Source organism: Bacillus cereus group sp. Bc061 (genome assembly GCF_027715825.1).
GTDB classification, from domain to species: Bacteria; Bacillota; Bacilli; order Bacillales; family Bacillaceae_G; genus Bacillus_A; species Bacillus_A paranthracis.
This window is the reverse complement of record NZ_JAQFTZ010000012.1, coordinates 1-22,367: the sequence shown is the minus strand read 5'-3', so window position 1 is coordinate 22,367 and position 22,367 is coordinate 1. Positions and strand designations below refer to the sequence as shown.

Genomic DNA, 22,367 nt, shown 5'->3' with positions numbered 1-22,367 from the left:
ATATTCCTAGTAAAATCCTGCTAGATTTTATAAAATATTGAGATACAGCATGTTTTTTTCATATAATAAAGGTATGACGAGCGAGAGGAGAGAGAAGAATGAATTGGAAACAAGAATTTAGTCGCTGGCTTTCTTACGCACAATTAGATGCAGAATTAAAAGAACAGCTAGAAAATATGAAGCAAGATGAGAAGAAAATCGAGGATAGCTTTTATAAAAATCTAGAGTTTGGCACAGGTGGTATGCGTGGTGAACTTGGTGCTGGTACGAACCGTTTAAACGTATATACAGTTCGTAAAGCGACAAAAGGATTAGCAAGCTTTATCGAAAAGTTAGGTGAGGAAGCGAAAAAACGCGGTGTTGTTGTAGCCTATGATTCTCGTCATAAATCACCTGAGTTCGCAATGGAAGTTGCTGCTACACTAGGTGCACACGGCATTACAACATATGTGTTTGAAAGCTTACGTCCAACGCCAGTGCTTTCTTTCGCAGTTCGTCATTTACATACAGTGAGTGGAATCGTTCTTACTGCAAGTCATAATCCGCCTGAATATAATGGTTATAAAGTATACGGTGAAGATGGTGGACAGTTGCCTCCGAAAGAAGCTGATGAATTAATTAGCTACGTAAACGCAGTAGAAGACGAGTTAACAGTTGAGGTTGCTAATGTGGAGCAATTAAAAGCTGACGGTTTATTACATATTATTGGACAAGAAGTCGATGATGCATATGCTGCAGAATTGAACAATGTCATTATTAATAAAGAAATGGTGGAAAAGGCCGGCAAAGATTTGAAAATCGTCTTCACACCACTACACGGAACATCAAATATTTCTGTACGCCGTGGTTTAAAAGAAGTTGGATTTACAGATGTAACAGTTGTAAAAGAGCAAGAGTTACCAGATCCGAACTTCTCTACAGTAAAATCACCGAACCCAGAAGAGCATGCAGCATTTGAATATGCAATTCGTGACGGTGAGAAGGTAGGAGCGGATGTATTAATCGCAACAGATCCTGACGCAGATCGCCTTGGTGTAGCAGTTCGTAATCACGATGGTGAGTTCCAAGTATTAACTGGTAACCAAACAGGTGCATTAATGCTTGATTATTTACTATCACAAAAGAAAGAAAACGGAACGCTTCCAGAGAACGGTGTCGTATTAAAAACAATCGTAACGTCTGAAATCGGCCGTACAATCGCGAAAGCATACGGTTTAGATACAATTGATACGTTAACTGGGTTTAAATTTATCGGTGAGAAAATTAGACAGTATGAAGAAAGCGGACAATATGAATTCCAATTCGGTTATGAGGAAAGCTATGGTTATTTAATCCGCCCATTCTGCCGTGATAAAGATGCAGTACAATCTGTCCTATTCGCATGTGAAGTAGCTGCATACTACAAATCTCAAGGGAAAACGTTATATGACGGTCTATTAGAAGTATTTGAGAAGTACGGCTTCTTCCGTGAAGACCTTGTGTCGTTAACGTTAAAAGGAAAAGATGGAGCGGAAAAAATCCAAGAGATGATGGCAACATTCCGTGAAAATCCTCCGAAAGAAGTAGCGGGCTTAACGGTTGTAGCAGTTGAAGACTATAAAGCAAGCATCGTTACATCTTTACAAGATGGACATAAAGAAGAGATTCACTTACCGAAATCAAATGTGTTAAAATATCAATTAGAGGATGGTTCATGGTTCTGCCTACGTCCATCTGGAACTGAACCGAAGATTAAGTTCTACTTTGGTGTAAAAGATAGTTCTTTACAAAATAGTGAACAAAAGTTACTTACTATTAAAGAAGACATTATGAATCGTTTATAATACAAAGTAATTTTAAGTAGTAAGGAACAAAAGGGAGCGAAATCTCCCTTTTGTTTTATGTAGGAAATGATTGCTATTGATTCCGACAGGAGAGAGGGTATTTTGTGATGAAAAAAGTAAGAAAAGCGATAATCCCAGCAGCTGGATTAGGAACACGTTTTTTACCAGCAACGAAAGCAATGCCGAAAGAAATGTTACCGATAGTAGATAAACCAACGATCCAATACATTGTAGAAGAAGCAGTGAAATCGGGTATCGAAGATATTATTATCGTTACTGGTAAAACAAAGCGTTCTATCGAAGATCATTTTGATAACGCATTTGAACTAGAACAAAACTTATTGGAGAAGAAAAAATATGAGTTGCTTGAAAAAGTACAAGCTTCTTCAAAAATGGTAGATATTCATTACATCCGTCAAAAAGAACCGAAAGGGCTAGGACATGCTGTTTGGTGTGCACGTAAATTCATTGGCGATGAGCCGTTTGCAGTGCTACTAGGTGATGATATTGTCCAAGCTGAGAAACCATGTTTACGTCAATTAATGGATGAGTATGAAAAAACACTTTCTTCTGTTATTGGTGTACAAACTGTTCCAGAGTCGGAAACACATCGCTATGGAATTATCGATCCATTAGAACAAGAAGGTCGTCGTTACCAAGTTCGCAATTTCGTTGAGAAGCCAGCGCAAGGTACAGCACCTTCAAACTTAGCGATTATGGGACGTTACATTTTAACGCCTGAAATCTTTATGTTCTTAGAACAGCAACATGTTGGTGCTGGTGGCGAAATTCAGTTAACAGATGCTATCCAAAGTTTAAACGAAATTCAACGTGTATTCGCTTACGACTTCGAAGGAAAGCGCTATGACGTAGGTGAAAAGTTAGGATTTGTTCAAACGACAATCGAAATGGCACTGCAACACCCAGAATTACGTGATGACATGGTCGTAATGATGAAGAAAATTTTAGAAGAACAAACGAATCAAGAGTCTTAATATAAAAAAGGAGTTGTTCCAGTAGGAACAACTCCTTTTTCTTATGAAATCGTCGAATGAGAATGCTGATAAGCAGAACGACGCACAGCATAGTATATGCGAGGTGCGATAATAGCACCGATAATTGTAAATGCAATATCTTTTACTGCAAACCACATCATAATCATCCAAGCAGCTTTATAGCTCATATTACCGCCCATAAAGAGATTGACTGCCCCGTACATGTAAGTAGTACCGATAATATAAGTTAAAATGATTCCTGTGAAAGAGGCAGTTGCAAATGTACGAAATGTTGGTTTTTCCTTTTGTTCTACGAGTTTTCCTGATACGTAAGCAACGATAATAAATGCGATAATAAAGCCACCAGTAGGATCTAAAAGTGCTCCAAATCCAGCTTTGAAGTTAGCGAAGATTGGTGCACCTGCTACTCCAACTAGCATGTAAACAGTCATTGATAATGCACCAAGTCTACTTCCAAGAAGAAGCCCTGCTAAAATTGCGAAAAATGGTTGCATAGATAATGGGATGCCCGCTACTTGCAGGAATGGTGCCCAAGATACAATATTTGCACCAATGGCCATAAGAGCGACGAACATGGCGGCTAATGCTAAATCTAAAACATGAAATCTCCTCATAATGTTAACCTCCTGTTGTTTTTAAGTTAACATTATCGTAGCGAAACTATTTACTTGTTGTCAATTAAAATATTTTGATAAGAAGGCTTCAAATACTCTCTTAGCAACGTATATGGAATACGAAATTGTGGAATGCCGCTTGAATAAGGTGCAATTTCATATAAAGGGAAATAAATGACGAGATTGTTCGGTTCTAAAAAGAAGTGAAACTTTTTCGTGCTCATGACTTTTTCAGTTGCATCAGGAAAATAAATACTTTCATTTTGTTTAATTTGTCTTACAATCTCAGCACGAATTACGTCTTTATATTTATCTTCTTGTTGAAATAAATCGTCTAAGTGTAGTAACTTTTTTTCTTTTAAATCAAATGTGTTAGCCTTCCACGTATAAAGACCGTGTGCTCCGCCTGTATATTGATAGTAATTCAAATATAGGCTGAGCAAAGGTGATTTATTTAAGGAGACTTTATAATCAACATTCGCCACGTACGGATGAAATGGTGTACTAGATCCTTCTGTTTCTTTATAATATTTTTTTGCGTCTTTTTCTAATTTTGTTTTAAATTTTTCAGTAGATTTTTTGTAATAGAAATTTAGCTTATTTTGAAACTTAGAATCGGAAAAGTTATGAAACGAAGGCCTATTGATTTGATATTCTATATAAGGTTTCTTACCTTTTTGCGTGACAGTCTGAACATCGATTGTCAGGTTGGATGCTTTGGCTGCTAGTGCACAATTTGGTACAATAGTCAGCAAGGAGAACATAAGCGATAGTATAAAAAATTTCTGTTTCATTTAGGTGAAACCTCCTTATATAAGTGTTATAAGTAGTTTGAAAGTAAATAGGTAAAATTATACATTTAATTAAAGTGAGAGAAAGGGGAAACGATATGGCAAAAACTTTAATGGATTCGCTTGGAATTGAGTTGTTAGAGATGACAGAAGATAAGGTAGTTGCTACGATGCCTGTTGATGAACGTACACATCAGCCGTTTGGTTTTTTACACGGTGGTGCGTCTCTTGCGTTAGCGGAAACAGTAGCAAGCGTCGGTTCATACAATTTAATTGATCAAGAGAAATGTATTTGCTTCGGTCTAGAAATTAATGCAAACCATATTCGCTCAAAGAAAGATGGAATTGTAACAGCGATCGGAACACCGATACATAGAGGAAACTCAACGATGGTTTGGGATGTACGTATCATTGATGAGAATGACGATTTATTATGTATTTCAAGATGTACAGTAGCAATTAAAGAAAAACGTGAAAAGTAAAAAAAGAGGCTGCTCTAATGAGCAGCCTCTTTTTCTTATAATTAGAACTGGATTTTCTTCTCTAAGAAACCTTTTAGTTCGTTAATTGGCATACGCACTTGTTCCATTGTGTCACGGTCACGTACTGTAACAGCTTTGTCTTCAACTGAGTCGAAGTCATAAGTGATACAGAATGGTGTACCGATTTCGTCTTGACGACGGTAACGTTTACCGATAGAACCAGTTTCGTCAAAGTCTACCATGAAGTCTTTAGCTAGTTCTGCAAATACTTCAGTAGCACCTTCAGATAGCTTTTTAGATAATGGTAAGATCGCTGCTTTGTATGGTGCTAAAGCAGGGTGGAAACGAAGAACTGTACGAGAATCGTTTTCTAATTGCTCTTCTTCATATGCATCACATAAGAACGCTAATGTTACGCGGTCAGCACCTAAAGATGGCTCGATGCAGTACGGTACGTAACGCTCATTCGTTTGTGGATCAATATAGTTAAAGTCTTCGTTAGAGTGTTCCATGTGACGTTTTAAATCGAAGTCTGTACGAGATGCAACGCCCCATAGTTCGCCCCAACCGAATGGGAATTTGAATTCAATGTCAGTTGTTGCGTTACTGTAGTGAGATAATTCCTCTTCACCGTGGTCACGAAGACGCATGCTTTCTTCAGTCATACCAAGTGAAAGTAACCAGTTCTTACAAGTTTCACGCCAGAATGCGAACCACTCTAAATCTTCACCAGGCTTACAGAAGAATTCAAGTTCCATTTGTTCGAATTCACGTGTACGGAATGTGAAGTTACCAGGCGTGATTTCGTTACGGAAGCTCTTACCGATTTGGCCAATACCAAATGGAAGTTTTTTACGCATAGAGCGTTGTACGTTTTTGAAGTTTACGAAAATACCTTGTGCTGTTTCAGGACGAAGGAAGATTTCGTTTGTGCTAGACTCTGTAACACCTTGGAATGTTTTGAACATTAAGTTGAACTGACGGATTTCAGTGAATTCTTCACTACCGCAATCAGGACATTTTACTTCATGTTCTTTCATTAAGTCAGCCATTTGGTCGAAAGTAAGACCATCAACAACCATTTCGATGCCTTTTGCATCTAATGCATCTTCAATTAATTTGTCAGCACGATGACGCGCTTTACATTTTTTACAGTCGATCATTGGATCGTTGAAGTTACCAACGTGACCAGAAGCGATCCAAGTTTTTGGGTTCATTAAAATAGCTGCGTCTAAACCAACGTTGTATGGAGATTCTTGAATGAATTTTTTCCACCAAGCTTTTTTAACGTTATTTTTTAATTCGATTCCAAGTGGACCGTAATCCCAAGTGTTTGCAAGACCACCGTAAATTTCAGAACCAGGGAAAACGAAACCGCGATGTTTCGCTAAGTTTACTACTTGTTCCATTGAATACATAATAAAATCCTCCTTTTGAAAGTTAACGTATTGGCGATGACGTGCTCAGGTAACTTGTGAAACGAGCAGTATATGCTTTGAAAAACATAAAAAAACGCTCATCCCAAGGCTTAATTGCCTAGGGACGAGCGTTTGCCCGCGGTTCCACCCTAGTTGATACACAAAAGGTGCATCCACTTTATCACGTATTGCTCGAGACTGCCGTTTCCTTGCGGCTTCAGGCTTTCACTATCCCTGAATCGCTTTTTGTGCAAGTACTTATAAGTCCGTCATCGCTACTTATATTAATAATAATGAACATATTCTAACACGTTCTTTTTTAAATCTCAATAGAGGAACGCGTCTATCTATGATAGAGTCTCGCCTATTTTTTCGTTATTTATTCCGTAATTTTGTTTAATGTGCTTAATTGCTTCACGCCTGCTGAGCGGGGCAAGCTCGTTATTTTGCACGTATTCCCAAACGACATCGGGATTTGTTTTTGCATATTCGCGAAGGACCCATCCAATCGCTTTTTGAATGAAAAATTCTTTCGAAGAATGTAGTTGTCCAATAACCCAAAAAAGAAGTTCTTCATCCATCTTTTGTTTATATTTTAGCTGGAATAAAATAGCGGCTCGTTGTAACCATATGTTATCTGATGCAATCCATTTTGGAAGATAGGCAGAAATCAATTCTGGATGTTGTAAAAAAATATTACCTAAAAATGTAGGGACGATGCTATCGACAGTGTCCCACCAAGATTTTGTTACAATAAGTTCTTCTAAGAAGGGAATATGCGTTTCGTTTATATGCTTTTTATATTTTTGCATTATATCGAGTGCGGCTGCCTGAAATTCTCGTTCTGGTAAATCCCAAAGCTCACGTACGATAATTTGGAAGTCTTTTGGATCTGGGAGAGTATGTATTTGGATGACGTCTTTTAATAATTGTCTTCTTTCAGGTGTTTGAATACCGAGAAATGGGAAGTGATTTTTCATATAACGTGCCATCGGTTCTGCTTTTTCCGGATTTTTGTGAGCTATGAAATGCTCTTGTAATGTTTTTACAAATGGATGCATCGGTTGTTCTCCTCTCTTATTATCTTACTCCTATTATTATACAGAGAGTTTGGTTGAATTTTAAAACATAACTTGCAATGCAATGAAATATGTTGAGAGTAGAGAGGAGAGGATAAGATGGAAGATCAAGGCTTACTAGCAGGTTTCTTTGCTCTTAGTTTTGCGTTTATTCTTGTTATATTGATTTGGGCAGTTATTGCGTATTTGTTAACGGCTTTTGCACTGTATACGATGGCGAAAAATGACGGTGCAACGGATGGAGTTCTAGCATTTATTCCTTTTTTAAATAGTAAAATATGGGGTGATTTAGCGAAAGATAAATTACCCGATTTCTTGAAAGAAGAAGCAGGATGGAAAGTATTCGGCATATATGTCGCATGTTTCATTTTTAATTTCGTACCAATTTTATATTTAATAGCAACAGCTGTATCCATTGTGTTGTCTATTTATCTTATCTACGCTATTTTAGACAGATATGGAACGAACTCTATATTATTTACAATTATTCATGTCATCACATTTTCAGTGTTCTTGCCGATTCACTTGTTCATTATCAGAAATGAGCCGGTGAGGTATAACGAGTAAGTTTAATTTAAATATGTGTAATGAAAAAAGCGCCCTGGTTATCAGAGCGCTTTTTGTGCTACATAAGGTAGCGTACATAAATATAAATATGAGAAATGATTAATGAAACGATCATAATTGGGAAACCGACTTTTAAGAAGTCCATGTAGCTAAATTTATGTCCTTCGCGGCTTGCGATACCTGCGACAATTACGTTAGCAGAAGCGCCGATTAATGTTCCGTTTCCGCCCAGACAAGCACCTAATGCTAATGCCCACCATAATACGTCGATTTGTGCGTCAGCAGGTGATAAACCTAATCCGACAGCCATATCGTTAATAAGAGGAATCATTGTTGCAACGAATGGAATGTTATCAATTGTTGCAGAGGCGATACCAGATACCCATAAAATAAGGATAGATGCGTAAGAAATATCTCCGCCTGTTATGCCAATTACTTTTTGAGCTAACATTTTAATAAGACCGATGTCGATAAGTCCTCCAACGAGTACGAATAGTCCTGCGAAGAAGAAGATTGTTACCCATTCTACACTTGCGAATACTTCTTCAATTTCATGTTCTTTCACACCGATTAACATAAGTACAGTAGCACCAGTTAAAGCGATGATAGCTGCATCAACGTGGAAAATGGAATGAGTCATGAAACCTACAATTGTAAGTCCAAGTACTGTTAAAGATTTTTTCATTAATACTGGATCTTTAATGTATTGCTTTTCATCTAAACTCATTAATTTTTTAACTTGTACAGGATCAGCGATTAATTGTTTGCGGTACATGAAGTAAAGTATTGTCGCTGTCACACCAATGATAATAATTACGATTGGCGCTAAGTTTAGTAAGAAAGCATTGAAATCTAAATGCTTATTGGCAGAACCAATCATAATGTTAGGTGGATCACCAATTAATGTTGCTGTTCCCCCAATGTTTGAAAAAATAATTTCAGAAAGTAAATAAGGGACAGGATTTACTTGCAGTATGCGCGTAATAGATAAAGTAACTGGAACAACAAGAAGTACAGTTGTAACGTTATCTAAAAACGCGGAACCAAGCGCAGTAAGTAAGGAAAGGGAAATTAAAATTTTAATTGGATTTCCTTGCGCTCCTTTTGCCGCTTTAATGGCAACGTATTGGAAGACACCCGATTTACTCGTAATGTTCACCAAAATCATCATACCGATGAGTAGTGTAATCGTCCCCCATTCAATATGTTTCGTAAAGGCGTTGTGTAAATCAACGACCCCCATAATTACCATGAGTGCTGCGCCAAGAAGTGCGATGACAGCGCGATTAATTTTTTCAGAAATAATAATGGCATATGTAATTAAAAAGACTGCGATAGCAAAATAATACTGCCAGTTTGCGAGCTCTTGCGTTGTTTCGTGCAAAACTCTCATCTCCTTTCATTCACTTTTCTTAGTGTGTCAAAAATTAACTAGATGAAACACACATAACGTCATTATAAAGTAGAAAAATGTCGGATGTAAATGAAAGGGTTTATTTTGTTATATTTTCTGCAAAGGTTACTTTTTCTTATTTTTAAAAATATTTGCGGGCATTTGACATATATATAAGATACATCCAATCTGAATATTTAAAATGGAATTAGCATTCGAGCTTGTTCGTGTAGGAGTGTCAAATAGAAAGGAATGACAAAGATGATAAGGAAGGGATCGTATGAATGAACAACAATTTTTATTTTTGGATTTTGAGTTTACGATGCCCCAGCACAGAAAAAAACCAAAAGGATTTTTCCCGGAGATTATTGAGGTAGGACTCGTTTCGGTTGTTGGCTGTAAGGTAGAAGATACGTATTCAGCTCATGTTAGGCCGAAGACTTTTCCTTCTTTAACGGATCGATGTAAGAAGTTTTTAGGGATTAAACAAGAAGTCGTAGATAAAGGAATTTCGTTTCCAGAACTCGTTGAAAAACTTGCAGAATATGAAAAGAGATGTAAACCGACCATTGTTACGTGGGGAAATATGGATATGAAAGTGTTGAAGCATAATTGTGAAAAAGCGGGAGTAGATTTTCCTTTCCAAGGACAGTGTCGTGATTTATCACTTGAGTATAAGAAGTTTTTTGGTGAGAGAAATCAAACAGGATTGTGGAAAGCGATTGAAGCGTATGGAAAAGTAGGGACGGGTAAGCATCATTGTGCGCTAGATGATGCGATGACGACGTATAATATTTTTAAATTAGTAGAAAAAGATAAAGAGTATTTAGTGAAACCAGCACCTCCAACATTAGGGGAACTCGTTGATTTTTCAAAAGTGTTAAAGAAAGTGAGTACACAGTAACGACCAAATTGCACAGTATGTAATTTGGTCGTTTTGTTTTTTTAAAGTTTGTAGTCCTTTTTTAACTGTTCTAATGTTTCTAGACTACGAACCGCAAAAGGTGAATCATCTTCAGAAAATGAATTCATTTGAGTTTCTAATGCTAATTTGAGTGAATCTGTGTAATCTGGAATTTCTCCTTCATATTTCTTCACCATTTGCTCTGGAATGTTCGTCTGTTCACGAAAAGCTAAAGCACGTCTTTCGTGGAAAAATGGTACGTCAGCTTGTTTTACGTTATGTAAGTCACCTTGCACCGGATGTTTTAAAACAGCTAATACTTTTACGACGTAACTGCCAGGGCGGCTATTTGTAACCTCGCCAATGTATTTTCCCGTTTTATAAATACCAGTAACGATTTCGCCAATTTCAAATGTTTCTCTCATATTTTTCACCTCAATTTTATAGTAAGGAAAGTAGGAGAAGGAGTCAAAGAAATCATTCGCTTTCGGAACGCCCCTTGAGAATATGGATAGGTTCAACTATAATTTAAATGTATATAACAGAAAATTCTGATGTTTTTCGAATCCTATAATTAAGGAGTGTTCGTTATGATGCCTTTATACTTTCCGGAAGATAAAACAGAATATATTATTCCAGGGATTGTTTGTGTTCTATTTATTATCGGTGCGATTGCTACATGGCGTATGTTCGTTCGTGTATCAAAACGAGAAGCAGATCGATTACAGAAAGTTGAAGAAAAGCTGTTAGCTGAAAAGAAACAGTAACTCATTTTTGTATGTTTCCCTCTATGCTCGGACAATCTAAGGGCAGAATGTATTTTGGAGGGAATAAAATGAAAAAACGGCTTTTTTTCAGTTGTTGTTTACTATTTCTGATGGCAGGTTGTGACCAAGGAAAGCCGAAAGAAATTGACGTGAAATTACATAATGCTTCAGGTGATGAAGTGGGGACTGCAAAAGTAACTCAGCAAACAAGCGGAGTGAAAATTACGATTAAAGGGGAAGGTTTCGCACCTGGCCCGCACGGACTACATGTACACGAAATTGGAGAGTGTAAAGCACCTCGTTTTGAATCAGCTGGAAATCATTTTAATCCAGATGATAAAAAGCATGGACTACTCAATCCGAAGGGTGCAGAAAACGGTGATTTACCGAACGTAATTGCAGATGGTTCTGGAAAGATTAAAGCAGAAATTGATGCGCCGCATATAACGCTTAAAGAAGGAAAAACGACGATTCATAGAAAAGATGGAGCGTCTATTATTATTACAGAAAACGCTGATGATGGCATGACACAACCGACAGGTAAATCAGGTGATCGAATTGCTTGTGGTGTTATTGTAAAAAAAGCGTCGGATATGAAGAAAAAGTAAAAGCTACCGTGCGCGGTAGCTTTTTTGTGTAGTGTAAGTGAAAATATATCAGCGATTATTGGAATATATCGACTGTAACTTAAAATATATCGGCGATTATTGGAATATATCGACGATTTTTAAAATATATCGACTTACCGACAAAAGTTGACAAAGGAGGCTGTCCCAAACAGTCTCCTTTCTTATTATGAAAACGTATGGCGCAGCCTATTTAAAATTTCTTCTAAAACAGACCTTGGACAGCCGATGTTAATTCGAATATGTTCTTCGCCGCCTAATCCGTATTTCTCACCAGGCTCAACAATAATTTTTCCTTTTTCTTCGAGCAATTTAGTGCGCTCATTTTGAGAAAGCTGTAGGCGAGAGCAATCAATCCATAATAAAAAGCTACCTTCTGGCTTCGTTACGGAAAGAGTAGGTATGTGATCTTTCATATATTTACAAGCAAATTGAGCATTATCTTCTATATATAATCGAATTTCATTTAGCCAATCATTACATTCTGTATAGGCACTTACCATCGCTGTATAGGCAAATGTATTTAATCCGTGGAAGCCTTGTCTATATTGGATAGATGTAAAGGCTTGACGGAGTTTTTCATTTGGAATGATAATAATCGATGCTTGTAATCCAGCGATATTAAATGTTTTACTTGGAGCCATACAAGTTATCGTGCGCGCTGCTAGTTCTTCAGATAAAGAAGCGAACGGTGTATGTGTATGATTTGCATAAATAATATCGGAATGAATTTCGTCTGCGACAACGATTACATTATATTTGGTACATAAAGATCCAAGCTTTGTTAATTCCTCTTTCGTCCAAACACGGCCTATCGGGTTGTGAGGACTGCAAAGAAGCATAAGTTTGACACCTTGTTGAAATTGCTTTTCTAAATGCTCGAAGTCTATCGCATATGTATCATTTTGTTTCTGTAATGGACTTACGCATAATTGTCTATTGTTTGTTGTGACCATTTCGAAAAATGGGGGATAAATAGGTGGTTGTACGAGAACGGATTCGTTTTCCTTTGTGAAGGCCTGTATGCTCGTACTAAGAGCTGGAACGATTCCGGCGCTAAAGACAATCCACTCTTTTTGAATATCCCAGTTGTACTGTTTTTTTGTCCAGTTACAAATAATATCGCCAATATTTTCGGGAGGAAGTGTATAGCCGAAAATAGGATGCTCGATACGTTTCTTTAAAGCAGCTTGAATTGGTTGTGGTACTTCAAAATCCATATCAGCAATCCACGCGTGGATAAGTTCTTCGTTTTTATATGTATCCCATTTTGTACTATGAGTTCCACGGCGATTGACTGCTTTATGAAATAGTTGCATAAGTTTGCCCCCTTCTTCTGTAAAACCGTTAAGTTATGAAAGTTCTCTCTCTTCTTATAGAATAGCTGATGTGATAGGATAAAGAAAAGTATTAAAAAGTGAAAAGGCGGGAAGCGAATGGGTACATATGAAAAGATGATAGAGGTTGTGAAGAATTGGGATCCGTTTCAAATGGGACCGGAGTTTTATGAAACAGAAGCGAGCGATGTTGTGAACGTCGCAAGTGTGTTTGATGATTCAAAATACATCGCAAAGAAGATTCAACATATATACTTTATGTCTTTTGAGGAAGTACCTGCGCTTGAAAAATGTGAGAAGTTAGCTGTGGAATTACTTATAATAAAAGAAGGCGGAAGTTGTTCATTGTAGGCTGTCGGAATTTCCGACAGCCTTTTTATATTACTGCGCAGAAAAAGCCATAATTTCTTCATAAACATGTTCCGGTTTTTCTTCAGGTAGTAAATGTCCTGTGTTTTCGTAAGAAATAAATTTCGAATTCGGTAAATCTTTGTGCAGACGATGACCTACATGTACAGGGACGACCCGATCTTTTTCACCCCAAATGAGTAGCGTAGGTGTTTCGATTTTTTGTAATTCAGTTGAAGGTAAGTCACCTTCACGATCTCGTATCATACGAGTTAAAGCGGGGAATATACGGTTGTCATAAAAAGGAGCAGAGTAACCTGCCTTCATTTCATCGTCAATTAATGAATGATCATGAACGACATTCATTAAGTTATGAACGATGCCGCGCCGTATAATCCAGTTCTTTACGTATAAATGAAAGAACGGTAAATAAGAAGAGTACAGTAAAGGTAAAGTTGCGCGTGCTAAATAGCTAGAGCTACATAGTAAAATTGTCTTTGAAATTAATTCAGGACGTATACGGTTTACGTAAAGTGAAATTTGGCCGCCCATAGAATGTCCAACTAACACAATGTTTGAGAGAGATAAGTGTTCAATTAAATCGATTATAATCGTTGCTAAATTATGATAAGAATACTTAAATAGATGAGACTTATCACTCTTCCCGAACGGTGGTAAATCAAGGGCAATGACTGTTCCTTCTTTCGATAATAAAGGAATTAGACGGCGGTAGCTGAATGAGGAAGATAAAAAGCCGTGAACGAGTACGAAAGTAGGACGTTCTGTTTTATTTTCATGTTCATACAATTCGTAATGAACAGTAGTGCCGCGAGTGGAAAAAGTGAAATAAGGACAAGTAGATTCGTGATTCATTTTTTGTCACTCCATTGATTTTTGTTCATATCATTTCCAAGGCAGAAAAAAATATGTTAACAAAAAAAGGAAAGATGACGATGTCATCTTGCCTTTCGTATATTCAGTATTACCCGCGAACAATATTAGGCGGTGTTTTTCCTTGTAACGCTGTAACTAAATTTTCAGCGGCGGTCATAGCCATTTGTTGCCTAGTTTTTAATGTTGCAGATCCGATATGTGGTAAGGTCACAACATTTTGTAATGATAAGAGCGGATTGTCTTTTTGAATCGGCTCTTGTGTAAACGTATCGATGCCTGCTGCAAAGATTTTCTTTTCTGTTAACGCATCGATTAACGCTTCTTCATCTACTGTTTTCCCGCGAGAAGCATTAATGAAGATAGCTGTTTCTTTCATGAATGAAAATTCCTTTTCTCCGATAAGATGGTACGTTTCATCTGTTAATGGAGTAAGAAGAACGATAAAGTCAGACTGCTTTAGAAGCGTCTGTAAATCACAATATGTAGCATCGAATTTTTGTTCAGCTTCTTCTTTTCGGCGACGGTTATAATAAAGAACATCCATATCAAATCCGAATTTCGCTCGTTTTGCAACAGCTTCACCAATTCGGCCCATACCGATAATGCCGATTGTACTATGGTGTACATCTAGCCCAAAGTGCTCTTTTCCAATTTCCGCATTCCATTTACCATTTTTTACGTAGGAGTCGAGTTCACAAACACGACGACCAGCAGATAACATAAGAGCAAAAACGAGGTCAGCTACTGTATCATCTAGTACGTAAGGTGTATTTGTTCCGATGACATTGCGCTTTTCCATCGCTTGTAAATCAAAATTATCGTAACCGACAGAAATGTTGCTTACTACTTTTAAGTTAGGAGCCGCCTCCAATAATTCTTCATTAATAGCAGATCCGAAATTTAATAAACCATCTTTATCTTGTATTTTCTCTAGTAGAACATCACGAGGTACCTTCTCATTTTGCTCCCATTTTTCATAATCACAGTGTTCTGATAAATAGTTTTCTACAAATGTTGGAACTGGTTCAGCAATATAAACTTTTGGTTTCACGATTCCATCCCCTTTCGCTTTATCATGCATTTTTCTGCTGAGTAAAGTTTCACTTTACCCCGCTTTAACGAGCAGTAAGACTCCCACCTAAAAAGACGGTTGAGACAAAGAAGTGAGGTGGGAGATCAAGCCCGATTGGAGCGGGCTAATAATCCATGGGGTGAACCTTTCCATGGATTAAAGTTTCACTTTATTTTGACATAATTCACTAAAAAAATCTTCTTTTCAAACTGGAAAGGCTATTTGTATAATTTAGACACAAACGAAAAGGAAGGATGATTTATATGGTGACAGAAAAAGAATTAGAATTATTAGCTTGTCTTGAAAAAAGTAGTCGATTATCTGTAGATACATTAGCGAAGCTGTTAAATATAGAAGTAGAAGAAGTAAAGAAAATGGTTGAAAAATTAGAAGCAGAAAAGATTATCGTGGATTATGTAACACATATCGATTGGACGAAGGTGAAAGAACATACAGGTTTAACGGCAATGATTGATGTGAAAGTTACGCCAAAGCACGGCGTTGGGTTCGATGCGGTTGCTGAGCAAATTTATCGTTATTCAGAAGTGAAATCTGTGTATTTAATGTCAGGGACATATGACCTTTCTATTACATTAGAAGGAAAGACAATGGGAGAAGTGGCGATGTTTGTTTCTGAGAAATTAGCAACAATTGAATCTGTCGTTTCTACGACAACGCATTTTATTTTGAAGAAGTATAAACATGAGGGAATTATTTATGAAAAAAACGATGATGATAAGCGAATTGTGGTGACACCATGAAGCAATTTGAACTATCTAGAGCAGCGGAATCTTTACAACCATCTGGTATTCGAAAGTTTTTCGATTTAGCAGCAAATATGAAAGGTGTTATTTCGCTTGGAGTAGGAGAGCCTGATTTCGTTACACCTTGGAATGTGAGGCAAGCATGTATCCGTTCTTTAGAACAAGGATATACGTCATATACAGCAAATGCAGGATTATTGGAGCTCCGTCAAGAAATAGCAAAGTATCTAAAAAAACAATTTGCAGTTTCTTATGATCCAAACGATGAAATCATTGTTACAGTTGGAGCAAGTCAGGCGTTAGATGTAGCGATGCGCGCCATTATAAATCCTGATGATGAAGTACTCATTATTGAGCCAAGTTTCGTTTCTTATGCCCCGCTTGTGACATTAGCTGGAGGCGTTCCAGTTCCTGTGGCGACTACTTTAGAAAATGAATTTAAAGTACAACCAGAACAAATTGAGGCAGCTATTACAGCGAAGACAAAGGCAATTTTACTTTGTTCACCAAATAACCCAACAGGTGCAATGTTAAACAAGTCCGAGCTTGAAGAAATAGCAGTGATTGTTGAGAAGTACAATTTAATCGTATTATCTGATGAAATTTATGCAGAACTTGTATACGACGAAGCATATACAAGTTTCGCGAGTATTAAAAATATGCGCGAGCATACGATTTTAATTTCGGGATTTTCAAAAGGATTTGCAATGACAGGATGGCGTCTTGGTATGATTGCAGCTCCTGTTCATTTTTCAGAATTAATGCTCAAAATTCACCAATATTCTATGATGTGTGCCCCAACGATGTCTCAGTTCGCAGCACTTGAAGCGTTACGTGCCGGGAATGATGAAGTAATTCGGATGAGAGATAGCTATAAGAAACGCCGTAATTTTATGACGACATCTTTCAATGAAATGGGATTAACGTGTCACGTGCCGGGCGGAGCATTTTATGTCTTTCCTTCAATCTCTTCAACTGGACTATCTTCAGCGGAATTTGCAGAACAGTTATTATTAGAAGAAAAAGTGGCTGTTGTACCTGGAAGTGTATTTGGCGAAAGTGGCGAAGGGTTTATTCGTTGTTCGTATGCAACATCGCTTGAACAGCTTATGGAAGCAATGAAGAGAATGGAACGGTTTATAGAGAATAAAAAAAGGACAAAACACAATACGTTTTGTCCATAAAAGGGGGGGAATACTAGAAAGCCATGTGTTAGTATTCTATCCTAATATTGGAGAATTATACTTACTTAAGGAAATTTTTTCATGAATTTTGAATGAGCTCTGTCATAGTGGTATAATTTACTAATATAAGGTATGCGTATCCTGAGTAGCTTTACTTACGGTACGTATTAACTAATCGGATATTTAACAATAAATCATCTGCTTTGCTATCTACAATTGTAGAGAAAATGGTAAACGTATGGGAGTGTTTCATATGTCAGAACAATATACAACAGGAGTGGTTGTAACAGGGAAAGTGACTGGGATTCAAGATTACGGTGCATTTGTAGCGTTAGATGCAGAAACACAAGGACTTGTGCATATATCTGAAATTACAAATGGATATGTAAAGGATATTCATGACTTTTTAAAAGTCGGCGATACAGTAGAAGTAAAAGTACTTTCAATTGATGAAGAACACAGAAAAATGAGTTTATCGTTAAAAGCGGCGAAAAGAAAACAAGGACGGATTCTTATACCGAATCCATCTAAGGACGGATTTAATACGCTACGAGAAAAGCTAACAGAATGGATTGAAGAGTCTGAGTTAACAAAGTAAAAGAGGAGCGCATATGAGCGTTCCTCTTTTACTTTTTCTTATGATATATATTTGCAAATATGATTGCATGCAATCATATTCGTATGTCGAAGGTGAGTAAGGACATACTGACTAGCGAATTTCGTTCGTTTCTGGGTGAGTACCAAGATTTTCTGATGGTTTAAAGAGTAAACCAAGATTGATCAGCCCAGAAATACCGACGATGCCGTAAATAATACGTGCAAGAGCTGAGTTTTGTCCACCGAAAATGGCTGCCACTAAGTCAAACTGGAAGAACCCAATTAATCCCCAGTTCACAGCTCCAATTACAGTAAAGACTAATGCGATACGTTGCAAAGTACTCATGAAAAAGCCCCCCTTAATTGTGAAGCATGAGCAAGCGATGAGTTAATTAACTCTTTTATAGAATGGGGTAGTTATGTTGTTTTTATACATAAAAAATGTTCGAAATAGGATGTATATACATCTATACCGAAAAATGCGAATTTTTATGCAAAAAATGAACTTTTTTTAAAAAATATATATTGGTTACGTTTACAAGGGGTGAATCGCTTGATTTACAACTTCAGTTTCGCTAAAGTGAATACAGAAATACATATCCATAATTGGAGGGAAAAAGATGAGTACACATGTAACGTTCGACTATTCTAAAGCGTTATCCTTCATCGGTGAACATGAAATCACTTATTTACGTGATGCAGTGAAAGTAACACATCACGCAATCCACGAAAAAACTGGAGCTGGGAACGATTTCCTTGGGTGGGTAGACCTTCCGCTTCAATATGACAAAGAAGAATTTGCTCGCATTCAAAAATGCGCAGAAAAAATTAAAAATGATTCTGACATTTTACTTGTTGTAGGTATCGGTGGTTCTTACCTAGGAGCACGTGCAGCAATTGAAATGTTAAACCATTCTTTCTACAACACACTTTCTAAAGAACAACGTAAAACTCCACAAGTGCTATTTGTTGGACAAAACATTAGCTCCACTTACATGAAAGATTTAATGGATGTACTAGAAGGTAAAGACTTCTCTATTAACGTTATTTCCAAATCAGGTACAACAACAGAGCCAGCACTAGCATTCCGTATTTTCCGTAAGTTATTAGAAGAAAAGTATGGAAAAGAAGAAGCTCGCAAACGTATTTATGCAACGACAGATAAAGCGCGTGGTGCATTAAAAACATTAGCTGATAATGAAGGTTACGAAACATTCGTTATTCCAGATGATGTTGGAGGACGTTTCTCTGTATTAACGCCAGTTGGTTTATTGCCAATCGCAGTGAGTGGCTTAAATATTGAAGAGATGATGAAAGGGGCAGCTGCTGGTCGTGAGGACTTCGGTACATCAGAACTAGAAGAAAACCCAGCTTACCAATACGCAGTAGTTCGTAACGCTCTATACAATAAAGGAAAAACAATTGAAATGCTTGTTAACTATGAGCCAGCACTTCAATACTTCGCTGAGTGGTGGAAACAGTTATTTGGTGAAAGTGAAGGAAAAGATCAAAAAGGTATTTTCCCATCTTCAGCAAACTTCTCAACTGACTTACATTCATTAGGTCAATACGTTCAAGAAGGTCGTCGTGACTTATTTGAAACAGTGCTAAAAGTAGGTAAACCTACACATGAACTAACAATCGAATCAGAAGAAAACGATTTAGATGGATTAAATTACCTTGCTGGTGAAACTGTAGACTTCGTAAACACGAAAGCATACGAAGGTACACTACTTGCACATAGCGATGGCGGAGTACCAAACTTAATCGTAAATATTCCTGAATTAAATGAGTACACATTTGGTTACCTTGTATACTTCTTCGAAAAAGCATGTGCGATGAGCGGCTACTTATTAGGCGTAAATCCATTTGACCAACCAGGAGTAGAAGCATACAAGAAAAACATGTTTGCTTTACTTGGTAAACCAGGATTTGAAGAATTAAAAGCAGAATTAGAAGAGCGTTTAAAATAATAAAAAGCGGCCGGATCCGGCCGCTTTTTATTATTTCATCGAAAAGTCCATCAGTATATTCAAACTAGAGTGGGTATGCTAAAGAAAAAGTCTAGGAGGGATGGACTTGATTCCGATTCATTCAAATTTAGAAGGACGTACATATGCGTTATATAAGTTAGAAGAAATAATGAAGCCACTCGGATATAGCATTGGTGGCAATTGGGATTATGATAAAGGATGCTTTGATTATAAAATTGATGAAGAAGATGGCTATCAATTTCTGCGAGTGCCATTTACAGCCATTGATGGAGAACTAGATGTACCAGGCGTAATAGTTCGTCTTGGAACGCCGTATATTCTTTCGCACGTATATCAAGACGAACTAGATGATCATGTAAATACGTTAACAGCTGGAACGAGTGGAATGGATCAATTTGCTGAGCCGAAAGATCCAGATGGAGATGTAAAAAGAAAATATATCAATATTGGGAAAGTGCTCATGCAAGAATTAGAGCGTCATTTTACTAATGGTGAATAACAATGAGTATGTCGCTTTCAATGAGAACAAAGGAATGAACTGGATTAATCATATATTGTTCGTCGCGCTTTATACCTAGTAAGAGAATGTTTTGCTTTAAAAGAGTATAGCTACAATTCGCAAAAGTTTGTCCGGTGCAGGACATAGGAAGCTCCATCAGTTGTAATTTATTATCAGAGATTTCGTCGTAAAGTGAAAATAGTACACCTGAAATGGAAGGGAATAAAAGAGAAGCGGTAAATACATAGCTCGTTAATTTATTTCCTTCTATAATTTCTGACACGCCAGCTCTCGTTGCATTTTGTATTTGTTCAGAAGTAAGAAGTTCAGCGATGCAGTGAATGTTTGGGTTGAGCCCTTTTGCAGTTAAAATATTTAAAATGGACTGTGTATCCGCTAAGCTTTCATTTTTTTCTTTATCGGCTGTTATTAATATGGTGTGTGCCGTTGTAATATTAGCTTTTAATAACGTTTGGTCGTGATGGGGGCACCCCTTTATAAATTCTAAATGATGAAATGGTTTTGGCAGTAAAGAAAGTGTTTCATCAATTAAAACGATATCAAGGTTTGGTTGTAGTACGTGCATTTGTTTTACAACATGCTTTGCTCGTTCATTCCAGCCGACAATAATCATATGACCGTTAGAAGTCGCAGCTTCTTCTCCTTTAACTTTCATATATTGTTTATTAATCATTTCAGTAGCAAACAGCACCATATAATAAGAACAAAATCCAGTTCCTAATAAAATAATACTCATACCGATAAGTTTCCCGATTAGTGTATGAGGGGCAAAGTCACCATAGCCAACAGTGAAAATTGTAACAATTGACCACCAAATTCCATCAAACCATGTGGTAAAGTGTGATGGTTCTAATCTATGTATAAGAAAGCCGGAAAAAGCAGTAAGTATAACAATAAAGCAAATTAAACGAAAAATAATGGAATCACGAAATGTATCTACTAAATTCGGACGGGATTTCAATTGCCTATTCCTCCTTACTTTGCAAGACTACATTCATTGTTGCCATTATAGAAAAAAGAAAAACTCTCTAATTTAAAAGAGAGTTTGTTTTACGTTACATACTTTCCACTTCAGTTTGTTGAACACTTTCAAGATGCTGGAGAGCATAGTAAACATCAGCAGTATGTCTTTTTTGATCGATACATAATTTAAGATGCAAATAGTGCGAGCCATTCTCCAATGTTTTAAGCTTCATATTCTTCACTTTTATATCCATTTCTTTTATTTCCTCAATTACAACCGGGATATTGTCCATCTTTCGCACAACAAGTTTTACTGCGATATCACGTTGACGAAATGATCTAGGTCCTACAAATTTCATTGTTAATGGTATAAGTTCAACGCTAATCATAAGGAAACACATTCCAAAAATCGCTTCGATATAGAACCCAGCTCCAACAGCAATACCAATACCAGATGCGCCCCAAATCATAGCAGCAGTTGTTAATCCGGCAATACTATCGTTTCCTCTACGTAAAATAACACCGGCACCTAAAAAACCAATCCCTGATACAATTTGAGCGGCAAGTCGAAGTGGGTCCATATTCATATGATCAGTATGTGGTAAATTGTAAGCTGCTTTAATAGAAACAATGGTCAGGAGGCAACTAATGATAGAAATAACTAAACACGTTTTTAAACCAAGTGGTTTACGTTTTAATTCGCGCTCTAAACCGATGGCGAACCCTAAAATAGCCGAGAGACCTAGTTTGATTAATAAATCGGTATAGTCCATATATATTCCTCCTTGTATGGTATCGTATATAAATAAAACGTTTATTATAGAAAGAAACGTTTTTGGATAGAGTGACTTTATATAGAATATATGTAGGAATCTCTTAGAAATGAAAGAGATATTTCGTTTAAGTATATGATATTAAAAAAGAAATGTAGTTAATTTGAAAAAAGTTTATAAAAGGTGTTGCATTTCATTTTTCTGCATGATATATTAATAACCGTCGCTGATGCGGAAACGCAGAAAACGACAAAAAAGAAATTGAAAAACTTAGTTGACATCGAAAAACGAAGATGTTAACATAAGGGAGTCGCAAATGAGCGACCAAGTAGTTCTTTGAAAACTGAACGAAACAAACAACGTGAAACGTCAATTTTTATTTTAGATGCTAGACAAACTAACTTTATTGGAGAGTTTGATCCTGGCTCAGGATGAACGCTG

25 protein-coding genes are annotated in these 22,367 nt (G+C 37.0%); 13 read left to right on the top strand and 12 right to left on the bottom strand.

Features of this window, described 5'->3' with window-relative positions:
- Positions 1 to 98: 98 nt before the first annotated feature.
- Positions 99 to 1,823 (top strand): phospho-sugar mutase, encoded by a 1,725-nt coding sequence (locus PDQ40_RS24555; RefSeq protein ID WP_001104208.1) that lies wholly within the window; start codon positions 99 to 101, stop codon positions 1,821 to 1,823.
- 107 nt (positions 1,824 to 1,930) lie between these two features.
- Positions 1,931 to 2,818 carry a UTP--glucose-1-phosphate uridylyltransferase GalU gene (gene galU / locus PDQ40_RS24550; protein ID WP_002163486.1) on the top strand — a complete coding sequence of 296 codons (888 nt, stop codon included), beginning with the start codon at positions 1,931 to 1,933 and terminating at the stop codon, positions 2,816 to 2,818.
- Positions 2,819 to 2,859: 41 nt separating this feature from the next.
- On the opposite strand, the gene PDQ40_RS24545 is transcribed toward galU, so the two are convergent.
- Positions 2,860 to 3,453: a biotin transporter BioY gene (locus PDQ40_RS24545; protein WP_001252157.1), complete on the bottom strand. Its 594-nt coding sequence runs from the start codon at positions 3,451 to 3,453 to the stop codon at positions 2,860 to 2,862.
- A 50-nt stretch (positions 3,454 to 3,503) separates the two neighbouring features.
- Entirely contained in the window at positions 3,504 to 4,247 is a 744-nt protein-coding gene (locus PDQ40_RS24540) for a DUF3298 and DUF4163 domain-containing protein (RefSeq protein ID WP_000810358.1), read from the bottom strand.
- Between the two features lie 95 nt (positions 4,248 to 4,342).
- Here PDQ40_RS24540 and PDQ40_RS24535 point away from each other — a divergent pair, with 95 nt between their 5' ends.
- Positions 4,343 to 4,726, top strand: a complete 384-nt coding sequence (locus PDQ40_RS24535) for a hotdog fold thioesterase (protein ID WP_001140608.1) — start codon at positions 4,343 to 4,345, stop codon at positions 4,724 to 4,726.
- Between the two features lie 41 nt (positions 4,727 to 4,767).
- On the opposite strand, the gene PDQ40_RS24530 is transcribed toward PDQ40_RS24535, so the two are convergent.
- Positions 4,768 to 6,144, bottom strand: coding sequence for a glycine--tRNA ligase (locus PDQ40_RS24530; protein ID WP_000287153.1), 1,377 nt, complete (start codon positions 6,142 to 6,144; stop codon positions 4,768 to 4,770).
- 347 nt (positions 6,145 to 6,491) lie between these two features.
- Positions 6,492 to 7,205 carry a DNA alkylation repair protein gene (locus PDQ40_RS24525; protein WP_229143402.1) on the bottom strand — a complete coding sequence of 238 codons (714 nt, stop codon included), beginning with the start codon at positions 7,203 to 7,205 and terminating at the stop codon, positions 6,492 to 6,494.
- A 117-nt stretch (positions 7,206 to 7,322) separates the two neighbouring features.
- Here PDQ40_RS24525 and PDQ40_RS24520 point away from each other — a divergent pair, with 117 nt between their 5' ends.
- On the top strand, positions 7,323 to 7,790 hold the full coding sequence (locus PDQ40_RS24520) for a hypothetical protein (RefSeq protein WP_000390057.1): 468 nt from the start codon (positions 7,323 to 7,325) through the stop codon (positions 7,788 to 7,790).
- Positions 7,791 to 7,848: 58 nt separating this feature from the next.
- Here the strand turns inward: PDQ40_RS24520 and PDQ40_RS24515 are convergent, their stop codons facing one another.
- The gene (locus PDQ40_RS24515) at positions 7,849 to 9,174 is read right to left on the bottom strand and encodes an ArsB/NhaD family transporter (RefSeq protein ID WP_000545225.1); all 1,326 of its coding nucleotides are present in this window, start codon (positions 9,172 to 9,174) and stop codon (positions 7,849 to 7,851) included.
- A 289-nt stretch (positions 9,175 to 9,463) separates the two neighbouring features.
- Between PDQ40_RS24515 and kapD the strand changes: the two genes are divergently transcribed.
- Complete coding sequence (kapD, locus tag PDQ40_RS24510) at positions 9,464 to 10,087, top strand: 3'-5' exonuclease KapD (protein ID WP_001005369.1); 624 nt, start codon at positions 9,464 to 9,466, stop codon at positions 10,085 to 10,087.
- 41 nt (positions 10,088 to 10,128) lie between these two features.
- Here kapD and PDQ40_RS24505 read toward each other — a convergent pair whose 3' ends face one another.
- Positions 10,129 to 10,512 (bottom strand): kinase-associated lipoprotein B, encoded by a 384-nt coding sequence (locus tag PDQ40_RS24505; RefSeq protein WP_001209341.1) that lies wholly within the window; start codon positions 10,510 to 10,512, stop codon positions 10,129 to 10,131.
- Between the two features lie 165 nt (positions 10,513 to 10,677).
- Here PDQ40_RS24505 and PDQ40_RS24500 point away from each other — a divergent pair, with 165 nt between their 5' ends.
- Together PDQ40_RS24500 and sodC are read left to right on the top strand one after the other, a co-directional pair.
- Positions 10,678 to 10,854: a hypothetical protein gene (locus tag PDQ40_RS24500; RefSeq protein ID WP_000982758.1), complete on the top strand. Its 177-nt coding sequence runs from the start codon at positions 10,678 to 10,680 to the stop codon at positions 10,852 to 10,854.
- Positions 10,855 to 10,922: 68 nt separating this feature from the next.
- Entirely contained in the window at positions 10,923 to 11,462 is a 540-nt protein-coding gene (gene sodC, locus PDQ40_RS24495; RefSeq protein WP_000746506.1) for a superoxide dismutase [Cu-Zn], read from the top strand.
- A gap of 185 nt (positions 11,463 to 11,647) precedes the next feature.
- Here the strand turns inward: sodC and PDQ40_RS24490 are convergent, their stop codons facing one another.
- The gene (locus tag PDQ40_RS24490) at positions 11,648 to 12,799 is read right to left on the bottom strand and encodes a MalY/PatB family protein (protein WP_001175834.1); all 1,152 of its coding nucleotides are present in this window, start codon (positions 12,797 to 12,799) and stop codon (positions 11,648 to 11,650) included.
- A 117-nt stretch (positions 12,800 to 12,916) separates the two neighbouring features.
- Here PDQ40_RS24490 and PDQ40_RS24485 point away from each other — a divergent pair, with 117 nt between their 5' ends.
- Positions 12,917 to 13,168, top strand: a complete 252-nt coding sequence (locus tag PDQ40_RS24485) for a DUF1871 family protein (protein WP_000537634.1) — start codon at positions 12,917 to 12,919, stop codon at positions 13,166 to 13,168.
- A gap of 30 nt (positions 13,169 to 13,198) precedes the next feature.
- On the opposite strand, the gene PDQ40_RS24480 is transcribed toward PDQ40_RS24485, so the two are convergent.
- Both PDQ40_RS24480 and PDQ40_RS24475 read right to left on the bottom strand, forming a co-directional pair.
- Positions 13,199 to 14,038 (bottom strand): alpha/beta fold hydrolase, encoded by an 840-nt coding sequence (locus PDQ40_RS24480; protein ID WP_001015186.1) that lies wholly within the window; start codon positions 14,036 to 14,038, stop codon positions 13,199 to 13,201.
- A gap of 109 nt (positions 14,039 to 14,147) precedes the next feature.
- Positions 14,148 to 15,140: a 2-hydroxyacid dehydrogenase gene (locus PDQ40_RS24475; protein ID WP_000543731.1), complete on the bottom strand. Its 993-nt coding sequence runs from the start codon at positions 15,138 to 15,140 to the stop codon at positions 14,148 to 14,150.
- A gap of 254 nt (positions 15,141 to 15,394) precedes the next feature.
- On the opposite strand from PDQ40_RS24475, the gene PDQ40_RS24470 reads away from it, so the two are divergent.
- The 3 genes from PDQ40_RS24470 to yugI all read left to right on the top strand — a co-directional run bounded on the left by PDQ40_RS24470 (position 15,395) and on the right by yugI (position 17,677).
- Positions 15,395 to 15,892 carry an Lrp/AsnC family transcriptional regulator gene (locus tag PDQ40_RS24470; protein WP_000255699.1) on the top strand — a complete coding sequence of 166 codons (498 nt, stop codon included), beginning with the start codon at positions 15,395 to 15,397 and terminating at the stop codon, positions 15,890 to 15,892.
- Positions 15,889 to 17,079, top strand: coding sequence for an aminotransferase (locus PDQ40_RS24465; RefSeq protein WP_000808515.1), 1,191 nt, complete (start codon positions 15,889 to 15,891; stop codon positions 17,077 to 17,079). The genes PDQ40_RS24470 and PDQ40_RS24465 overlap by 4 nt, the downstream gene beginning before the upstream one ends.
- A 253-nt stretch (positions 17,080 to 17,332) precedes the next feature.
- On the top strand, positions 17,333 to 17,677 hold the full coding sequence (yugI, locus tag PDQ40_RS24460; protein ID WP_000003767.1) for a S1 domain-containing post-transcriptional regulator GSP13: 345 nt from the start codon (positions 17,333 to 17,335) through the stop codon (positions 17,675 to 17,677).
- A 111-nt stretch (positions 17,678 to 17,788) separates the two neighbouring features.
- Here yugI and PDQ40_RS24455 read toward each other — a convergent pair whose 3' ends face one another.
- Positions 17,789 to 18,022: a DUF378 domain-containing protein gene (locus PDQ40_RS24455; protein ID WP_000105788.1), complete on the bottom strand. Its 234-nt coding sequence runs from the start codon at positions 18,020 to 18,022 to the stop codon at positions 17,789 to 17,791.
- 274 nt (positions 18,023 to 18,296) lie between these two features.
- Between PDQ40_RS24455 and PDQ40_RS24450 the strand changes: the two genes are divergently transcribed.
- Together PDQ40_RS24450 and PDQ40_RS24445 are read left to right on the top strand one after the other, a co-directional pair.
- Positions 18,297 to 19,649 (top strand): glucose-6-phosphate isomerase, encoded by a 1,353-nt coding sequence (locus PDQ40_RS24450; RefSeq protein ID WP_000103660.1) that lies wholly within the window; start codon positions 18,297 to 18,299, stop codon positions 19,647 to 19,649.
- Between the two features lie 106 nt (positions 19,650 to 19,755).
- On the top strand, positions 19,756 to 20,169 hold the full coding sequence (locus tag PDQ40_RS24445; RefSeq protein WP_000612285.1) for a YugN-like family protein: 414 nt from the start codon (positions 19,756 to 19,758) through the stop codon (positions 20,167 to 20,169).
- Here the strand turns inward: PDQ40_RS24445 and PDQ40_RS24440 are convergent.
- On the bottom strand, positions 20,156 to 21,151 hold the full coding sequence (locus tag PDQ40_RS24440) for a potassium channel family protein (RefSeq protein WP_000842331.1): 996 nt from the start codon (positions 21,149 to 21,151) through the stop codon (positions 20,156 to 20,158). The two genes, PDQ40_RS24445 and PDQ40_RS24440, sit on opposite strands and share 14 nt — an antisense overlap.
- A gap of 94 nt (positions 21,152 to 21,245) precedes the next feature.
- Positions 21,246 to 21,926, bottom strand: a complete 681-nt coding sequence (locus tag PDQ40_RS24435; protein WP_000386678.1) for an MgtC/SapB family protein — start codon at positions 21,924 to 21,926, stop codon at positions 21,246 to 21,248.
- Positions 21,927 to 22,367 lie beyond the last annotated feature (441 nt).